At 63.0% G+C, this 15,119-nt stretch carries 16 protein-coding genes and 3 tRNA genes; 11 read left to right on the top strand and 8 right to left on the bottom strand.

Annotated elements, in window-relative coordinates; genetic code table 11:
* The 7 genes from BUE39_RS27320 to BUE39_RS27290 form a co-directional block, all read left to right on the top strand.
* On the top strand, positions 1-376 hold a 376-nt coding region (locus tag BUE39_RS27320), incomplete at its 5' end, for a hypothetical protein (RefSeq protein ID WP_073430024.1).
* The gene (locus BUE39_RS27315) at positions 373-618 is read left to right on the top strand and encodes a hypothetical protein (RefSeq protein ID WP_073430025.1); all 246 of its coding nucleotides are present in this window, start codon (positions 373-375) and stop codon (positions 616-618) included. The genes BUE39_RS27320 and BUE39_RS27315, both read left to right, overlap by 4 nt.
* Positions 608-922 (top strand): hypothetical protein, encoded by a 315-nt coding sequence (locus BUE39_RS27310; RefSeq protein WP_073430026.1) that lies wholly within the window; start codon positions 608-610, stop codon positions 920-922. Before BUE39_RS27315 ends, BUE39_RS27310 begins: the two co-directional genes overlap by 11 nt.
* Positions 915-2,198, top strand: coding sequence for a ParB/RepB/Spo0J family partition protein (locus BUE39_RS27305; protein ID WP_073431811.1), 1,284 nt, complete (start codon positions 915-917; stop codon positions 2,196-2,198). The genes BUE39_RS27310 and BUE39_RS27305 overlap by 8 nt, the downstream gene beginning before the upstream one ends.
* Positions 2,195-2,650, top strand: coding sequence for a hypothetical protein (locus BUE39_RS27300; protein ID WP_084561498.1), 456 nt, complete (start codon positions 2,195-2,197; stop codon positions 2,648-2,650). Before BUE39_RS27305 ends, BUE39_RS27300 begins: the two co-directional genes overlap by 4 nt.
* 8 nt (positions 2,651-2,658) lie before the next feature.
* The gene (locus BUE39_RS27295; RefSeq protein ID WP_073431810.1) at positions 2,659-2,982 is read left to right on the top strand and encodes a helix-turn-helix domain-containing protein; all 324 of its coding nucleotides are present in this window, start codon (positions 2,659-2,661) and stop codon (positions 2,980-2,982) included.
* 49 nt (positions 2,983-3,031) lie between these two features.
* On the top strand, positions 3,032-3,955 hold the full coding sequence (locus BUE39_RS27290) for a phosphoribosyltransferase (protein WP_235004980.1): 924 nt from the start codon (positions 3,032-3,034) through the stop codon (positions 3,953-3,955).
* Positions 3,956-3,984: 29 nt separating this feature from the next.
* On the opposite strand, the gene BUE39_RS27285 is transcribed toward BUE39_RS27290, so the two are convergent.
* From BUE39_RS27285 to uvrC, 6 genes are all read right to left on the bottom strand, one after another.
* Complete coding sequence (locus BUE39_RS27285) at positions 3,985-5,145, bottom strand: site-specific integrase (RefSeq protein ID WP_073431809.1); 1,161 nt, start codon at positions 5,143-5,145, stop codon at positions 3,985-3,987.
* A 165-nt stretch (positions 5,146-5,310) separates the two neighbouring features.
* Positions 5,311-5,384, bottom strand: a tRNA-Cys gene (locus BUE39_RS27280).
* A gap of 103 nt (positions 5,385-5,487) precedes the next feature.
* Positions 5,488-5,563: transfer RNA gene (locus BUE39_RS27275), tRNA-Gly, on the bottom strand.
* 62 nt (positions 5,564-5,625) lie between these two features.
* A tRNA-Gly gene (locus BUE39_RS27270) sits at positions 5,626-5,701 on the bottom strand.
* Between the two features lie 267 nt (positions 5,702-5,968).
* A complete protein-coding gene (gene pgsA, locus BUE39_RS27265) occupies positions 5,969-6,562 on the bottom strand; it encodes a CDP-diacylglycerol--glycerol-3-phosphate 3-phosphatidyltransferase (protein ID WP_073431808.1) in 594 nt (197 codons plus the stop codon).
* A gap of 187 nt (positions 6,563-6,749) precedes the next feature.
* Entirely contained in the window at positions 6,750-8,957 is a 2,208-nt protein-coding gene (gene uvrC, locus BUE39_RS27260; RefSeq protein WP_073431807.1) for an excinuclease ABC subunit UvrC, read from the bottom strand.
* Between the two features lie 158 nt (positions 8,958-9,115).
* On the opposite strand from uvrC, the gene earP reads away from it, so the two are divergent.
* The 4 genes from earP (at position 9,116) to BUE39_RS27240 (ending at position 13,459) form a co-directional block, all read left to right on the top strand.
* Entirely contained in the window at positions 9,116-10,309 is a 1,194-nt protein-coding gene (gene earP / locus BUE39_RS27255) for an elongation factor P maturation arginine rhamnosyltransferase EarP (protein ID WP_073431819.1), read from the top strand.
* A 413-nt stretch (positions 10,310-10,722) separates the two neighbouring features.
* Entirely contained in the window at positions 10,723-11,280 is a 558-nt protein-coding gene (gene efp / locus BUE39_RS27250; RefSeq protein ID WP_012433870.1) for an elongation factor P, read from the top strand.
* A gap of 275 nt (positions 11,281-11,555) precedes the next feature.
* Positions 11,556-11,762 carry a CsbD family protein gene (locus tag BUE39_RS27245; RefSeq protein WP_073431806.1) on the top strand — a complete coding sequence of 69 codons (207 nt, stop codon included), beginning with the start codon at positions 11,556-11,558 and terminating at the stop codon, positions 11,760-11,762.
* Positions 11,763-12,076: 314 nt separating this feature from the next.
* Positions 12,077-13,459, top strand: a complete 1,383-nt coding sequence (locus BUE39_RS27240) for a sigma-54-dependent transcriptional regulator (RefSeq protein ID WP_073431805.1) — start codon at positions 12,077-12,079, stop codon at positions 13,457-13,459.
* Positions 13,460-13,582: 123 nt separating this feature from the next.
* Here BUE39_RS27240 and nagZ read toward each other — a convergent pair whose 3' ends face one another.
* The gene (gene nagZ, locus BUE39_RS27235; protein ID WP_073431804.1) at positions 13,583-14,611 is read right to left on the bottom strand and encodes a beta-N-acetylhexosaminidase; all 1,029 of its coding nucleotides are present in this window, start codon (positions 14,609-14,611) and stop codon (positions 13,583-13,585) included.
* A 63-nt stretch (positions 14,612-14,674) separates the two neighbouring features.
* On the bottom strand, positions 14,675-15,118 hold the full coding sequence (gene acpS / locus BUE39_RS27230) for a holo-ACP synthase (protein WP_073431818.1): 444 nt from the start codon (positions 15,116-15,118) through the stop codon (positions 14,675-14,677).
* Between the last annotated feature and the right edge of the window lies 1 nt (position 15,119).

Here is a 15,119-nt window from a genome sequence, read left to right as displayed (position 1 = left end):
ACATGCCCGCCGTCTTGCTGAACTGAAGCGTGCCGAGAAACACATACGCGCAATCGAGCGCGATCTCACGCTGCTCGACGAAGCAAAGATCGGCTACGACGTCAGCGAGTATTCGATGCGCCTCCAGGATGTCAGCGATCCGACCGCAGGGGATCATCGCGCAAAGTGGGCACTGCATATCAGCGCCGGCGTGTTCTCGTCGAGTGGAGAGAGGTTGATAGCCGGTTTTATCGGCCTCGGATGGATCGTCGAATCAGGTAGAACCACTGCAAACTTCGGCTCTGTAGTGCTCCGTAGGCCGAAGACGCAAACGCGCATTCATTTGCACGGCGGCCCCGAATATGTTGGCAGCATCCTGCCAAAGGGGGGCGCGTGATCTTCGCCCTCCTCGTCGCCGCTACCACGTGCTGCACGGCGTGGTTTCTCACTGGCCCCGCACATCAACGCCATGTCGGCTGTCTGTTCGGTCTGGCCGACGCCATCCTCTGGCTCCTTGCCGGTGTATCCGCCGCCAAGCTCGCCATCGTCGGAATCGCCGCGTTCTGCGCGCTCTGCTTCGTCCGCCCATTCCTGCGCAGCTATCGCTACGCGCGAATCCGGAGACACTATGTCAAGTAATCTCTCCCCGATCTGCAAGGCGCTGATCGCGTTTTTCGCCGGCCAGCGTGACCCGCTCACGATCGACGACATTGAAGCGGCGTTGCCGCACGCCGACCGGCAGGCGCTCCGCCTGGAGCTGCACCTGCTGGTGTGCGCCACTGTTGTGCGGCAGGCCATCCGGCGGTCGGACGAACGCCTCGTGTACTGGCTCGCAGGCATTGCGATCGCTCCTTTCGACGGCACGCTGTTTCACTACGCGCCGGACGCGACCTTTGCCGACGTCGGCGGTATCCCGCCGAGGCGGGAGGTCAGCAATGGCTAACGCGCGCTCGTTACTGGAAGCCGAACCGATTGTCACCGGCAACACAAAGGCTGCGGTCAAGGCCGCCGGCGGTGGATCGTCGGATCTCTGGACGGTACCGCCCGATCAGATTCACTACGATCCGCGCGACAACGTTCGCCCGCTGGATCAGGACCGCGTGCGGCACCTCGCGGAACTGATGAAGGCGAATGGCTACGACCGCAAGAAACCGCTCGGATGTTTCGTGCGCAAGGTCGACGGTCAGGACAGGATCTTCGTGTATGAAGGCCAGCACCGATACCATGCCGCCCTGCTCGCCATCAAGGAAGGCGGGTTCGCGAAGGACAAGGAGATCGACCGGCTGCCGGTCGTGATCGATGAAGCGAAGTCGGTGAATCGCGTCAACCTGATTTACGCCGGCATCACGAACAACGACGGCGAGAAGCTGACGCCGCTGCAGCTTGCGGAAAAAGTCGTGGAACTGCTGGAGTTCGGCGAGCCCAACGCCACGATCGGCAAGCGGCTCAACATCACCGACCAGACTATCCGTGATGTCCTGCTGCTTGCGAACGCACCACTGACCCTGCAGGAACTGGTTCGCAACAAGATCGTTTCGTCGACACTGGCGATTGAAGAAATCCGGGCGCACGGCGGCGAGAAAGCCCTTGAGCGCCTTCGCAGTGCGGCAGAGAAGGCGAAGGCCGGCGGCAAGGCCAGGGTAACCAGGAAGGCACTAGGGAAGCGGGCCAGCAGCAGCACCGTCGCACCGCAGGCAAAGCAACTTTTGCAGGCGTTGCAGTCCGTGTTGCACGACCCTGTTTTCGGGAAACTATCGCCCGGCACGATCGCAGGCGTACATGCCGCGCTCACGCCGTACGCAGATCTGCTCGACGCAGTTCCCGCCCGCCGTCACAAGCATCCTGTGCACGTGCCGAACGGGAACGGCGTGTTCGTGAAGTGCGAGACGATCCGCGCGCCCATGACAAAGCGCACAGGGCTCTCGCCTGCGGAGATCCACCTTGCGCAGCCCGAGGAAGGCAAGTGGATTTACTCGACTACGTTACGCGTAGGCAATGGCACGACATCGGGCCTGCCTTCGATGCGAGATTTCACGTCGATATATCCGACCCGCATGCAGGCCGTCAGAGCCGCCGTTAGCGACTTCACGCGCGCGCTCGACCGGGCAGACAGGACGAAGGCGAGAGAGGCACCGGCGGTGCGCGCATGGCTCGACAGGCTTTCAGCGATGCCCGATCCCGACTGGACCGGGAACATGGCAACGGAGGTGGCTAAATGACGGCTCGCCCGGCCACTTCTACCCCACGTCCGCTGCCGCGAAAGCGGGAAGCGGCACACAGACGCCCACGGCTTTCCCTCGCTGGCGCCGACCCGGCGCGGGCATCGAACGACGACGTCAACAGCAGCGGGCTCACGCCCGCCAAAGCGATCCAGATAGACGAAGCGCCGCTTGCGCGGCGAAAGACTATCCAGACGAAGAAAAGCGAGTCGGATTCCCGACTCGCAACGATCGCGCGGATCGAAGCCCTGCGCCTCGAGATCCGCAAGCTGGTCGAAGTCATCGCGCTTGGCGCGGACATCGAACTGCTCGACCTTATGCGGGACGAGGTAGGCAGCTACAGCCGGCACAAGGCTGCGCAGGAAGCACGCACCTGGGCGGGCGCGGCCGGTGTCCAGCTCGAAACCGGATTAATGATGTTGGACCGCGCATTGCAGTCTACGTCGATGTAAGGACCGACATGAGAACGTTTGATCTAATTGAGTGCGCGGAATTTTTGAAGGTCGACCGTAACACGGCAATGAAACTCGCCGGCACAGGCGAGCTGCCCGGCGCCAAGATCGGCCGAGCGTGGGTATTCCTCGAAGACGACGTCGTCGCGTTTCTTAGGAAAAAAACGCAGGAACAATCGCTGGCTCGATTGCAAGGCGCGCATGAGCCGGAGACTGACGATCGAACTGCTCGAGCCATCGCAAGGCAGATCGAGACGCCTGATCGACGCAGGCCTGGTCGACGAGCGCGGACGTTGCCAGCTCTTCCCGAGTTTGCAGCGGACGCCGTATAGGCGATGAACCACAACTCCTCCGCGAAACCCGGCGCGCTATACTTTAATCATGGTCAATCGCGCGCCGGGCAGCGCTCTCGATGAAGAGCCGAAGTTGCCTTCAAAAAAAGAATCCCTTGTCGGACAAGTCTCACCGGGCCCCGCGCCGATGAGAGAATTCGGCTTCACTCCCGCGATGACGCATCCGTTGTATGTCTTTCGGGATGATCGGGAGCTGAAAGCACATCGGCTCTACGCCGATGCAAAGAAAGGCGACAGGATCGCTGCTCTTGACTTGGTGAAAGATCTTGGCATCCCATTGCTTAACGATGTCGCCCACCTCTTCCTGCATGGCGTGTTGCCTAACGACTGCATCTTCGTGGCACCGCATGCACGGGAGGTGACCGGCGACAATGCCATCCCGCAAACCTTGGCCGCCTTGCTCTCGATCGCCGGTGGCCAGCTCGACGCCGAGATCGTCCAGACCTCGAAGGTGTATCACACCGGCGCGGATCCGATGGAGCGCCTAAATCGCCGGCCGTCGTTTCACGGCAAGATACTGCGCGGCGGTCACTACGTTCTGGTCGACGATGTCACCACTCTCGGCGGAACGCTTTGCGATCTGGCTGATTTTATCCACCGGGGCGGCGGCATACCAATCGCGGCGGCTGTTCTGGTCAACGCAAGCCGGTCTGGTAGACTGTATCCAGCACAGAAAACCGTGGCATCACTGGAGGCAAGGTATGGCAACGAAATCCGTGAAATCTTCAACATTGTCCCACGCGCGCTCACGGCCGACGAAGCGCAGTACCTCATCGGGTTCCGTACTGCTGAGGAAATCCGAGGTCGCAGTGCTCAAGCGAAGCAAAAAACAGATCTCCGACTCCGCTCAAAGGGCGTTTTCGTCACTGAAGGCGTCGCTGAAAAGCGGGTGATCCGACACCGTACCCTCTTTCGCAGTGGGTTCCATTGGATCGGCAAGAAACGCAGCTAAACCGCCCTACGGGGCGGTTTTTCTTTGCCTCACCACAATCGCACGGCGAGGTCGCTGCCCCGCAAATTCGAATAGCGCATCAGCACCTTCGTGTCAGAGTGCCCGGTGATCTTCGCGATCTGTACGTCGGATAGCGAAGTGCGCTCATAAAGCCGTGAAGTAGCCTCGTGTCGCAAGTCGTGAAATTTGAAGTCACCGCACCCCGCCGCATCGAAGATGCGTCCGAACTGACCGGACAGCCGCACCGATATTCCGGCCAGCACCTTTTTATCTCGCGAGCCGTCCCACCACGGAAACAGCCGGCCGCCGTCAAAAGCAAATCCCTGCATTTCCGCATCACGAGCCATCACGAGCTTGCGATACCGCTCGAAGGCGGCGATCGCCACGGTCGTCAGCGGCACCTGACGCTTGCTTCCGTTCTTCGTCTTGTCCAGAAACACCGTCGCTCGCGCGACATCGAACTGACTGAGGTCAATCGTGTACATCTCGCGCATGCGCATGGCCGACTCAAGGCCGAGCTCGAACAGAAAGACCATCGCTGGACGGAAATTCAGATCAGGTCCGCGCTGACGGTTTTCGGGCTTCTCTCCATCGAGGATTCGCCGTACGGAGGCCTCTTCGCTCGCGAGCAGCCGCCGATCCCGCGACTCATCTTCCTTCGGCACTCGGTCCTGCGCCCGCACGGCCGCGGAGTCTTCGTCGGTGTACGTTGCGTAACGCTTCGGCAGGAGTCGCAATGGATTGGTCGCCAGCGACGGTGTGCCGGAACGCACGACCCAATCAAAGCATCGAGCCAGTGCACCAACGTAATGACGAATGGTCGACGGCGCCATCACGTCTTTGCGCTTCATGCTCTTGACCCAGCTTTCGACCCATTGATAATCGACGCCCGTCAGCGGTTGACCCATCCACCGACCGATAAGCGCATTGAGTAACGAGACATCCGACGCCGGCAGCGACACCTTGGTCATGTACGAGCGAATCGCATCCTCGACGGTCACCAGATCACTACGGCGAGCGACAAGATCCTCAGGGAGTATGCCAGCGTCGAGCATCTGCTCGAGACGCCTGACGTATGCGTCGCCCTCCTCCTCTGTGTCGAAGGTCAGGGAAAGTGGCTTTGGCAAAACGCCTTTGCGCCGAATGATGTATTCCCACGTCCCGGACGGACGCATTCTTTTAGTGGACATAGCCCCGCCGCAAAACTGACGCAAACGGCCAATGAGCCGGTATGCGAGTGGTTTCGCGTTTTTTTCGAGTGGTTAGAGAGGGCTTTGTACCACTTTAGACAGCACATTTCCATAGATGGAAAGATGCAGAAAAAAGAAAAGCCCTGACGAATCAGGGCTTTAAGGTGGAGGCGCGAGCCGGAGTCGAACCGGCCTAAACGGCTTTGCAGGCCGCTGCATAACCGCTTTGCTATCGCGCCGCAAGCGGACTGGAATCTAGCTGCAGATTCGCAGGTTTATCTGGCTGCCAACCTCTGGGACCGGCCTACCAAACAAAAAGGGAAGCGTTGCTTCCCCTTGGTATGGAGCGGGAGACGAGGCTCGAACTCGCGACCTCAACCTTGGCAAGGTTGCGCTCTACCAACTGAGCTACTCCCGCATTGCACTGCTTCACAACGCCTTGCACTTTTACTTCGCCAAACAACGCGCTGCTTCGAAAACTGGAGCGGGAGACGAGGCTCGAACTCGCGACCTCAACCTTGGCAAGGTTGCGCTCTACCAACTGAGCTACTCCCGCGTATTACTGCTTTTGTGCTGCTTACTGTTGCGTTCTTGCTGCTACTGCCTCCGACGTTTCGAACTGCTCACATCGGAGAAACGAGATTATGGAGAAACGGCTGAAACGTGTCAACCCCTTTTGCGAATGTCTTTAACCGAAAAGATTTCACTCACCGTCTCGTCGCAACGCGCGGTCTTCACGCCCGTCCTTCTTGCCCTTACCGGGACGAAATGCACGACGCGACACACGCGAGAGCCCGCGACAAACCGCGCCGTGAACGAGCCCTCAAACAGCACCGCCGCGCTCGCGGATCTGCGGCCATGCGAGCTTCATGTAGTAGAGCATCGACCAGATGGTCAGGAACGCGGCCAGATAGATGAGCCACAGGCCCCACACGCGCGTGTCGACCACGATGCCGCCGCCGAACGGCAACGGCCCGTAGTACAACAGCATTGGAATCGCGACCATCTGGCAAGCGGTTTTGAACTTGCCGAGCGAATTCACCGCCACGCTCTTCGACGCGCCGATCTGCGCCATCCACTCGCGCAGCGCCGAAATCGCGATCTCCCGCCCGACGATCACGAGCGCGATCGCCGAATCGATCCGCGCGAGCTGCACCAGCACGAGCAACGCCGCGGTCACCATCAGCTTGTCGGCGACGGGGTCGAGAAAGGCGCCGAACGCCGAGGTCTGATTCCACTTGCGGGCGAGGAAGCCGTCGAACCAGTCGGTGAGCGCCGCCAGGACGAAGATGGTCGCGGCAGCCACATTGCGGTGCGCCGGGCTCATCATCATGTCAGGCAAATAGAACACGCCGACGACGAGCGGAATCAGGATGATCCGCAACCAAGTCAGGAAAATCGGGAAATTAAACGGCATGGGCAGGCGCAGCGTCTGACAAGGGAGATGCAATTGTGCCGCGTCACAAGGCCTGCCACAAGCAAAGCGGCGCGCGGACAGGGCCCGCGCGCCGCTTATTCGTCGCCTGTTCGTCGCCTGTTCGTCCGCCTATTACCCGCTTTTCACCCACGCATGCACCAACCACCGCGCATCTGGCCGCAAAGGATCAGTGCAATTGCCGATAAATCTGCTCCGCGAGCGCCTGTGAAATTCCTTCGACGCTGGCCAGATCCTCGACGCTGGCCGCCACCACGCCGCGCAGTCCGCCAAAGCGGGCGAGCAGCCGCTGGCGCCGCTTCGCGCCCACGCCCTCAAGTTCCTCGAGCCGCGAGGTCTGGCGCGTTTTGCCGCGCTTCGCGCGCATGCCGGTGATCGCGAAGCGGTGCGCTTCGTCGCGAATCTGCGCGACCAGCATCAAGGCCGCGCTTTCCTTGCCGAGTTCGAGCGGCGCGCGGCCGTCGGCGAAAATCAGGGTCTCGAGGCCGACCTTGCGCCCTTCGCCCTTCGCGACGCCGACCAGCATGCCGGTATCGAGACCCAGTTCCGTGAACACCTGGCGCGCGATTTCGACCTGGCCCTTGCCGCCGTCGATCAGCACGATGGTCGGCAAGATGCCGCCCGCCGCCGACGGCTCGGCGGCATCCGACGCGAGCGACGGATCGGCGGCCGCATCGCTTTGCAACTCGGCGGCTTCGTCGGCGGCATTCGCGGCGGCTTGCGCGACCATCTTCTCGTAGCGGCGCGTGAGCACCTGGCGCATCGCCGCGTAGTCGTCGCCGGGCGTGATGCCGGTGATGTTGTAGCGGCGATATTCGGACGACTGCATCTTGTGATGGTGATACACCACGCACGACGCCTGGGTCGCCTCGCCCATCGTGTGGCTGATGTCGAAACATTCGATTCGCAGATGCGCGAGGTCGTCGCATTCCATGCCGAGCGTATCGGTGAGCGCGCGCGTGCGGGCCTGCTGCGAGCCTTGCTCCGACAGCAGGCGTGCGAGCGCGAGCCGCGCGTTCTGTTCGGCCATCGCGAGCCAGGCGCGCCGTTGGCCTTGCGGCTGACGCAGCACCGTCACCTTGTGGCCGGCCTGCTCGATCAGCACGTCGACGAGTTCGCGGGTGGACGGTGCGTGGCTCACCACCAGCACCGGCGGCACGCGATTGCCCAGGTAATGCTGCGCGATGAACGCTTCGAGCACTTCGGACTCGATGCCGCCGGCCGCGCGGCGTTTGCGCGGCTTCGACGGTTCGGATTCCGACCCGGCTTCGGCATCCGCTTCGCCGAGATCATCTGCCTCGGTTTCGAGCCCGGCGTCTTCGTCTTCCTCTTCTTCCGATGGCATGTCTTGCGCGATCGCGAGCGCGTCGGCGGCGTCCGGCGAGCCGGTTTCGCCGCCCGTGCCTGGTTGCGCGACCAAACCTGCATTGGCCGCGACGTCCACCAGCGCCTCGCCGCGGCCTTCCTCGAGGCCGCCCTCGTCCACCGTCAACGCGCTTTCCACATGCGCCGGGAAATACGCCTTGTCGCCGAGATGCCGGCCGCCGCGCACCATCGCCAGATTCACGCAGACCCGGCCGCCGAGCGCCACCACCGCGAGAATGTCGACGTCGCTATCGCTGCCGACTTCGATTGCCTGCTGATGCAGCACCGTCGACAACGAACTCATCTGATTGCGCACCGCCGCGGCCTGCTCGAACTTCAACTCGCTCGCGAACGCGTGCATCTTCTGCTCGAGCTCCTTCATCACCTCGCCTTGGCGGCCCAGCAGAAAGCGCGACGCGTTGGCGACATCGCGCGCGTAGTCCTCCTCGCTGATGGCCGCGACGCATGGCGCCGTGCAGCGGCCGATCTGATGCAGCAGACAGGGCCGCGTGCGATTGTTGAACACGGAGTCTTCGCAGGTGCGCAACTGGAACACGCGCTGCAGGATCTGGATGCTTTCGCGCACCGCCCATGCGCTCGGAAACGGACCGAAGTACTGATTCTTGCGATCCACGGCGCCGCGGTAGTACGCCATGCGCGGAAACTTGTGACCCGTGAGCTTGAGGTAGGGGTATGACTTGTCGTCGCGAAACAGGATGTTGTAACGCGGCGCCAGCGCCTTGATCAGATTGTTTTCGAGCAGCAGCGCCTCGGCCTCGGAACGCGTGACGGTCGTCTCGACGCGCGCGATGCGCGTCACCATCATCGCGATACGCGGCGACAGCAGCGTCTTCGTGAAGTAGCTCGAGACACGCTTTTTGAGGTCGCGCGCCTTGCCCACGTAAAGCACCGCGCCGTGCGTGTCGTAATAGCGATAGACGCCCGGCAGATGCGGCAATTGGGCGAGCACTTGTTTCGGCTCGAAAACGTCGGTTGCTTCGGGTTCGGTCATGCAGAATCGGTAGGATGGGACGGTCTCGCGAAGCCTTGTTCCGTGTGTCGCGCGCTCCGATGAACCGGCGCGCGCACCGCGAACGAGTGCTTTAGAATCGCCAGTTTAGAACATTCCGCGTGGCTTCGAATCCGTTCGACTCCGCGACCCACGCCATCATGTCCGCCGCCACGCCCCATTCCGAAGCACCGCCCGCCGCGTCCACGGCCATCGCCTGCGATATCTTCTGCGCGGTGATCGACAACTTCGGCGACATCGGCGTGTGCTGGCGCCTCGCGCGCCAGCTCGCGAGCGAACACGGCTGGCAGGTGCGCGTGTTCGTCGACGACCTGCACGCGTTCCAGAAGCTGTGCCCATCGCTGGCGCTCGAACGCGCCCGCCAGACGTTGAGCGGCATCGTCATCGAACATTGGCACGAGCCCGCGCATGCGGGCGCTACGCTCGAAGTGGCCGACGTCGTGATCGAGGCGTTCGCCTGCGAACTGCCGCCGATCTACGTCGCCGCGATGGCGCGGCGCGAGCGCGCGCCGGTGTGGGTCAACCTCGAATATCTGAGCGCCGAGGACTGGGTCGCGGATTTTCACCTGCGGCCGTCGCCGCACCCGCGCTACCCGCTCACCAAGACGTTCTTCTTTCCGGGGCTCGGTCCCGGCACGGGCGGCGTGCTGAAAGAACGGCATCTCGACGCCGCGCGCACGGCGTTCGAGACGTCGCCGTCCGCGCGCGAGGCATGGTGGCTGGAAACCACCGGCCGCGCGCCGCCGCCCGCCGCGGCCACCGTGGTTTCGCTGTTCGCCTATGAAAACCCCGCTGTCGACAGTCTGCTCGAACAGTGGCGCGACAGCGCCGAGCCGGTCGTGCTGCTGGTGCCGGAAGGCCGCATCTCGGGTGCGATCGCGCGCTTTTTCGGCTTGCCTTCGTTCGCCGCGGGCGCGCGGGCCGAACTCGGCAGCCTGACCGCCCACGCCCTCGCCTTTACCCGGCAACCCGCCTACGACGCGCTGCTTTGGGCAAGCGACGTCAACTTCGTGCGCGGCGAAGACTCGTTCGTGCGCGCCCAATGGGCCGCGAAGCCCTTCGTCTGGCACATCTACCCGCAAGCCGACGACTCCCATTTGCCCAAGCTCGACGCCGCCCTCGCCCACTACGCCCGCACGCTGCCCGCCGACGCTCGACACGCCCTCGCGCGCTTCTGGCATGCGTGGAACGGCGCCGGCCGGCCGGACTGGGCGGAATTCCAGCGCCACCGGGCGGTGCTCATGCAGCGCGCGGCCGATTGGGCGGGCGAACTGGCGCAAGTGGGCGACCTCGCGGGAAATCTGGCCTTATTCGCAAAAACTCAGCTAAAATAAGCGGTTATCCAACGGCCGACGACGCAAGCGCGGCCCGATCGCAACAGCGAACCTACCCAGATCGACCTGCCTGATCAACGTGCCTCGAAAGAGGCACGACCCGCTCTCATCATTCCCGGTAAGCAGCGGCGAACGGCAAGAAAATCGGCAAGGACGTGTTCAGCGCATCGGCGCCACTCGTGTACACGCCCGCACAGGGTAAAAAGCAGGTAACGGATTGCAGGGTTTGCATGAGCCGCGCATAGGCGGCGCCATCGTGGATTCCGACAGCGAGCCGGCCTTGTTTCCCGCATCGCTGCCGGCGCGCCCGCTTCAAGCGGCGCGCCGCGCGCAATGCGAGAAGCGCCGAAGCCGCTTGCGCCGTATGCCGTTGAGCAATAGTTGAAGCTACTTATTTCGTACAGGACAGTTTTATGAAGACCGCACAGGAACTCCGCACCGGCAACGTCGTCATGATCGGCGCAGACGCCATGGTCGTGCAAAAGGCCGAATACAACAAATCGGGCCGCAACTCCGCCGTCGTGAAGATGAAGTTCAAGAACCTGCTGACCGGCGCAGGCATGGAAAGCGTCTACAAGGCGGACGACAAGTTCGACGTCGTCGTGCTCGAGCGCAAGGAAGTCACGTACTCGTACTTCGCCGACCCGATGTACGTGTTCATGGACGCCGACTACAACCAGTTCGAAGTCGAAGGCGAGATGATGGGCGACGCGCTTCATTACCTCGAAGACGGCATGGCTTGCGAAGTCGTGTTCTACAACGAGAAGGCGATCTCGGTCGAACTGCCGACTACGCTGGTCCGCGAGATCATCTATACGGAACCGGCTGTGAAGGGCGATACGTCGTCGGGCAAGGTGCTGAAGAACGCCAAGCTCAACACCGGTTTCGAACTGCAAGTGCCGCTTTTCTGCAATATCGGCGACAAGATCGAAATCGACACGCGTACGCACGAATACCGCAGCCGCGCTTAAGCGCGCTGCAAGCCTGACTCTGGCGCCGGGGCAACACCGGCACCGGAAAAAAATGGCAAAAAAAAGCGCCCGTCCTGGGCGCTTTTTCTTTTTGGCGCCGCCGTGTATCGTTGAGGAAAACTTTACCGGGAACCTTCCCAAAATTGCCCGTCCGCCGTCCAGCTCCCTGCCCCAAGCCGCTGATTCGTTTGGATAAACGCGTCTGGCACAGTCACTGCTTACCATCGAAGAACGCCAGCATGGCTTTATTTTTTTCTCAACTCGGGAGGTGCGAGATGAATAACGACATCGCTGAAGGCAAGTGGAAGCAGTTGATCGGCAAGGCCAAGACGGCATGGGGCGAATTGACGGACGACGAACTGACCCGGGCCGAAGGCCGCGCCGACAAACTCGCCGGCCTGATCCAGGAGCGTTACGGTAAAACCCGGGACGAGGCCGAACTCGAAGTACGCCGCTTCTTCGATAGCAACCGGGATTTCTGACCGACCCTGTGAAGAAAGTGCCCGTATCTGGCCGCGTCATAAACGTCAGGCCGGGCACCGCATCCGCTGAGAAGCAAAAAGGACCAGAACTACATGAGTCGAATCGCCGCCGCCTCGCCTGCATGGAGAGGGACACGCCGTGCGCCGCGTTCATGCCGGCCGAGTCGCCGCGCCCGCGCCGCATTGGCAAACGCTGCCCGGGTGGCCTCGCATTCGACCGGCAGTAACGGCCAGCCATCGCGCCCGCGGGTCGCGCCAGAGACTGTCTGGTGCGACCCACACGGTATTCCGCCCATTAAAAAATTGCGCTCGCCATGCCACACGCCCTGATTGTTGAAGACGATCCCAATAGCCTGTCGGGTCTGTCCGCCATCCTCGCCGCCGACGGCTTTTCCGTCGATACCGCGACCACGATCGCCGAGGCACGGGCCGCGCTGACACGCTTCATCCCCGACGTCGTGCTGGTCGACCTGAATCTGCCGGATGGCAGCGGCCTCGATTTGCTGCAGCATTTGCCGGCGCATCCGCCGGGCGGCGCCTTGCCCGTGATCGTGATGACCGGCAACGCGACGGTCGAGAGCGCGATCGAAGGCTTGCGGCACGGCATCTGGGACTATCTGCTCAAGCCGGTCAACATACCGCGTTTGCGCAGTCTGCTCGCGCGTATTCCACGCCCGTATGAACTCACCGAGGAAGTCCAGACGCTGCGCGCGTCACTGCGCCAGCTCGGCCGTTTCGGCGCGATGCTGGGCCGCGACGGGGCGATCCAGCACGTCTACGACACGATCGAGCATATCGCCCCGACTGAAGCCGCCGTGCTGATCTCCGGCGAGGCCGGCACCGGCAAGCACGTTGCGGCGCGCACGCTGCACGACATGAGCCGGCGCCGCAAGGGTCCGTTCGTCACGTTCGATTGCCGCAGCGCGGGCAGCCTCGCCGCGCAGCGCTCGCTCGACAGCCTGCTGTTCGGCCACGAACGCGGTGCGTTCAGCGGCGCGGAGCAGCGCGAACCGGGTCTGTTCGAGCAGGCAAGCGGCGGCACGCTCTTCATCGACGAAATCGCCGAATTGCCGCGGGTCCAGCAGGAAGCGCTGCTGCGCGCGCTCGATTCGCAGACCTTCATGCGGGTCGGCGGCAGCAATCAGGTGGTGACGGACTTCCGGCTGATCGCCTCCACGCGCAAAATGCCGCGCGCGGCGGTCGCCGACGGCAGCCTGCACGAAGATCTCGCGCTGCGGCTGGAAGCCGCCGCCGTGACGCTGCCGCCGCTGCGCGAACGTGGCGAGGATGCGGCGCTGATCGCTCAGGCGACCGTCGACGAATTGAATCTCGAAGCGGCCGCGCGCGGCACCTCGGAAGCCGCCAAGCAGATCGGCCCGAACTTCCTGCGCGAATGTCTCGCCTACGAATGGCCGGGCAACGTGCGGGAACTCCAGGATCGCGTGCGGCGTGCGTATCACGCGTCGGGCGATGTGCTGGAATCGTTGCGCGCCGACGAGACGGCTTCGGCGAACGGCCGCGATCTGAACGGCAGCCGCGTGCAGGTCACTGTCGGCACGCCGCTCGCGGACGTCGAGGAAATGCTGATTCGCGCGACGCTCGATGCGGTGGGTGGCACGCGTCATCGCGCGGCGTCGCTGCTGGGGATCAGCCCGAAGACGCTGTACAACAAGTTGCAGCGGATGCGTTTGAACTGAGTCGTGCGATCTTGCGGGCCGGCGAACCGGCCTGAATAAAAACGGCGCCTCGATTGATTCGATGCGCCGTTTTTTTGTCCGCTTAAATGCCACTGCATGATTGCTGCGTGGCTACCGCGTGGCTTATGCGAACGCGCTGCGCAGCAACGCCTGCGCTTGCAGATACTGCGGGTCGGCAACCAGCTTGCTCCACTTCAGCGCCTTGCCGCGCGGCCGCATACGTTTGAGGCGCTGCCGCGATTCCTTCGACGGCGTGAAGCGCAGCGCGTCCAGCACCTTCTCCGCTTCATCCGGCTGATTGCAGATCAAGACCATGTCGCAACCGGCCTCCAGCGCGGCGCTCGCGCCTTCGGTCAGCGTGCCGCCCTGGCGCGCGGCTTCCATCGAAAGATCGTCGCTGAAAATCGCGCCTTCGAAACGCAGCTTGTTGCGCAGAACGTCCTGCAACCAGATGCGCGAGAAACCCGCCGGCTTCGAATCGACCTTCGGATAGACCACATGGGCGGGAAGCACCGATCCCAACGACAAACCGAGCCAGTCATACGGCGCCACGTCGTCGCGCAGGATTTCGTCGAGCGAGCGGTCGTCGACCGGCATGGCGACGTGCGAGTCCGCGTGCGCGAAACCGTGCCCCGGAAAGTGCTTGCCGCAATTGCTCATGCCGGCCAGCGCGAGGCCGTGGTTGAGGCTCTTCGCCAGCAGCGCCACCACGCGCGGATCGCGGTGAAACGAGCGATCGCCGATCACTTGCGACTGCCCGTAGTTCAAGTCGAGTACGGGCGTAAAGCTCATGTCGACGCCGCACGCGCGCAACTCCGAGGCGAGGATGTAGCCGATCGCGGTCGTCACCTTGGTCGCGTGCAGAACGTCGCTGTCCCACAGTGCGCCGAGCTTGCCCATGGACGGCAAGACCGTGAAGCCGTCGGTGCGAAAACGCTGTACGCGCCCGCCCTCGTGGTCGACCGCGATCAGCAGATCCTCGCGGACCGCGCGGATCGAATCAGTCAGCGCAATCAATTGCGCGCGGCTCTCATAGTGGCGCGCGAACAGGATCACGCCGCCGGTCATCGGATGGGCAAGGCGGCGCTTGTCGTCGTGGTTCAGCGTTTTGCCGACCACGTCGAGCATGACCGGTCCGGGAGTTGTTTTCATCGAATTCCGCTAGAAGGAAGCTCAGGGCAAAAAAGACGCGGCCAGGGCGGCCGCCTTCGAGTTTTATTCGTCGCTGGCGGGCGCGTGCGGAGCGACGGGCTCTCGCGCCACAGCCCCCGTTTCCGCTATGACGAACGACACCGCGTAATCATGCTCGTCGCTGATCGTCACGCGCGCCGTGATGCCGCGGGCGTCGAGCCACGCGGCCAGTTCGCCCGAGGCGACCACCATCGGCTCGCCGCTCGGCTTGTTGAGCGTTTGCAGCGCGCGCCAGGTCATCGGCCAGTGCATGCCGAGGCCGATCGCTTTCGAGAAGGCTTCTTTCGCCGAAAACCGCGTGGCGAGAAACGCGAGACCGCGCGCCGCCGAACGCGCCTGGCGCGCGTGATAGACGCGCAGCTCGTCAGGCCCGAGCACCTTTTCCGCGAAACGGCCCTTGGTGCGCGTCATGACCGCGGCCACGCGGCTGACCTGAACGATGTCCGTGCCGATGCCGTAGATCGCCATG

The sequence above is a fragment of the Paraburkholderia terricola genome, from assembly GCF_900142195.1.
GTDB lineage: Bacteria > Pseudomonadota > Gammaproteobacteria > Burkholderiales > Burkholderiaceae > Paraburkholderia > Paraburkholderia terricola.
This window is presented reverse-complemented; position numbering and strand designations above follow the sequence as displayed.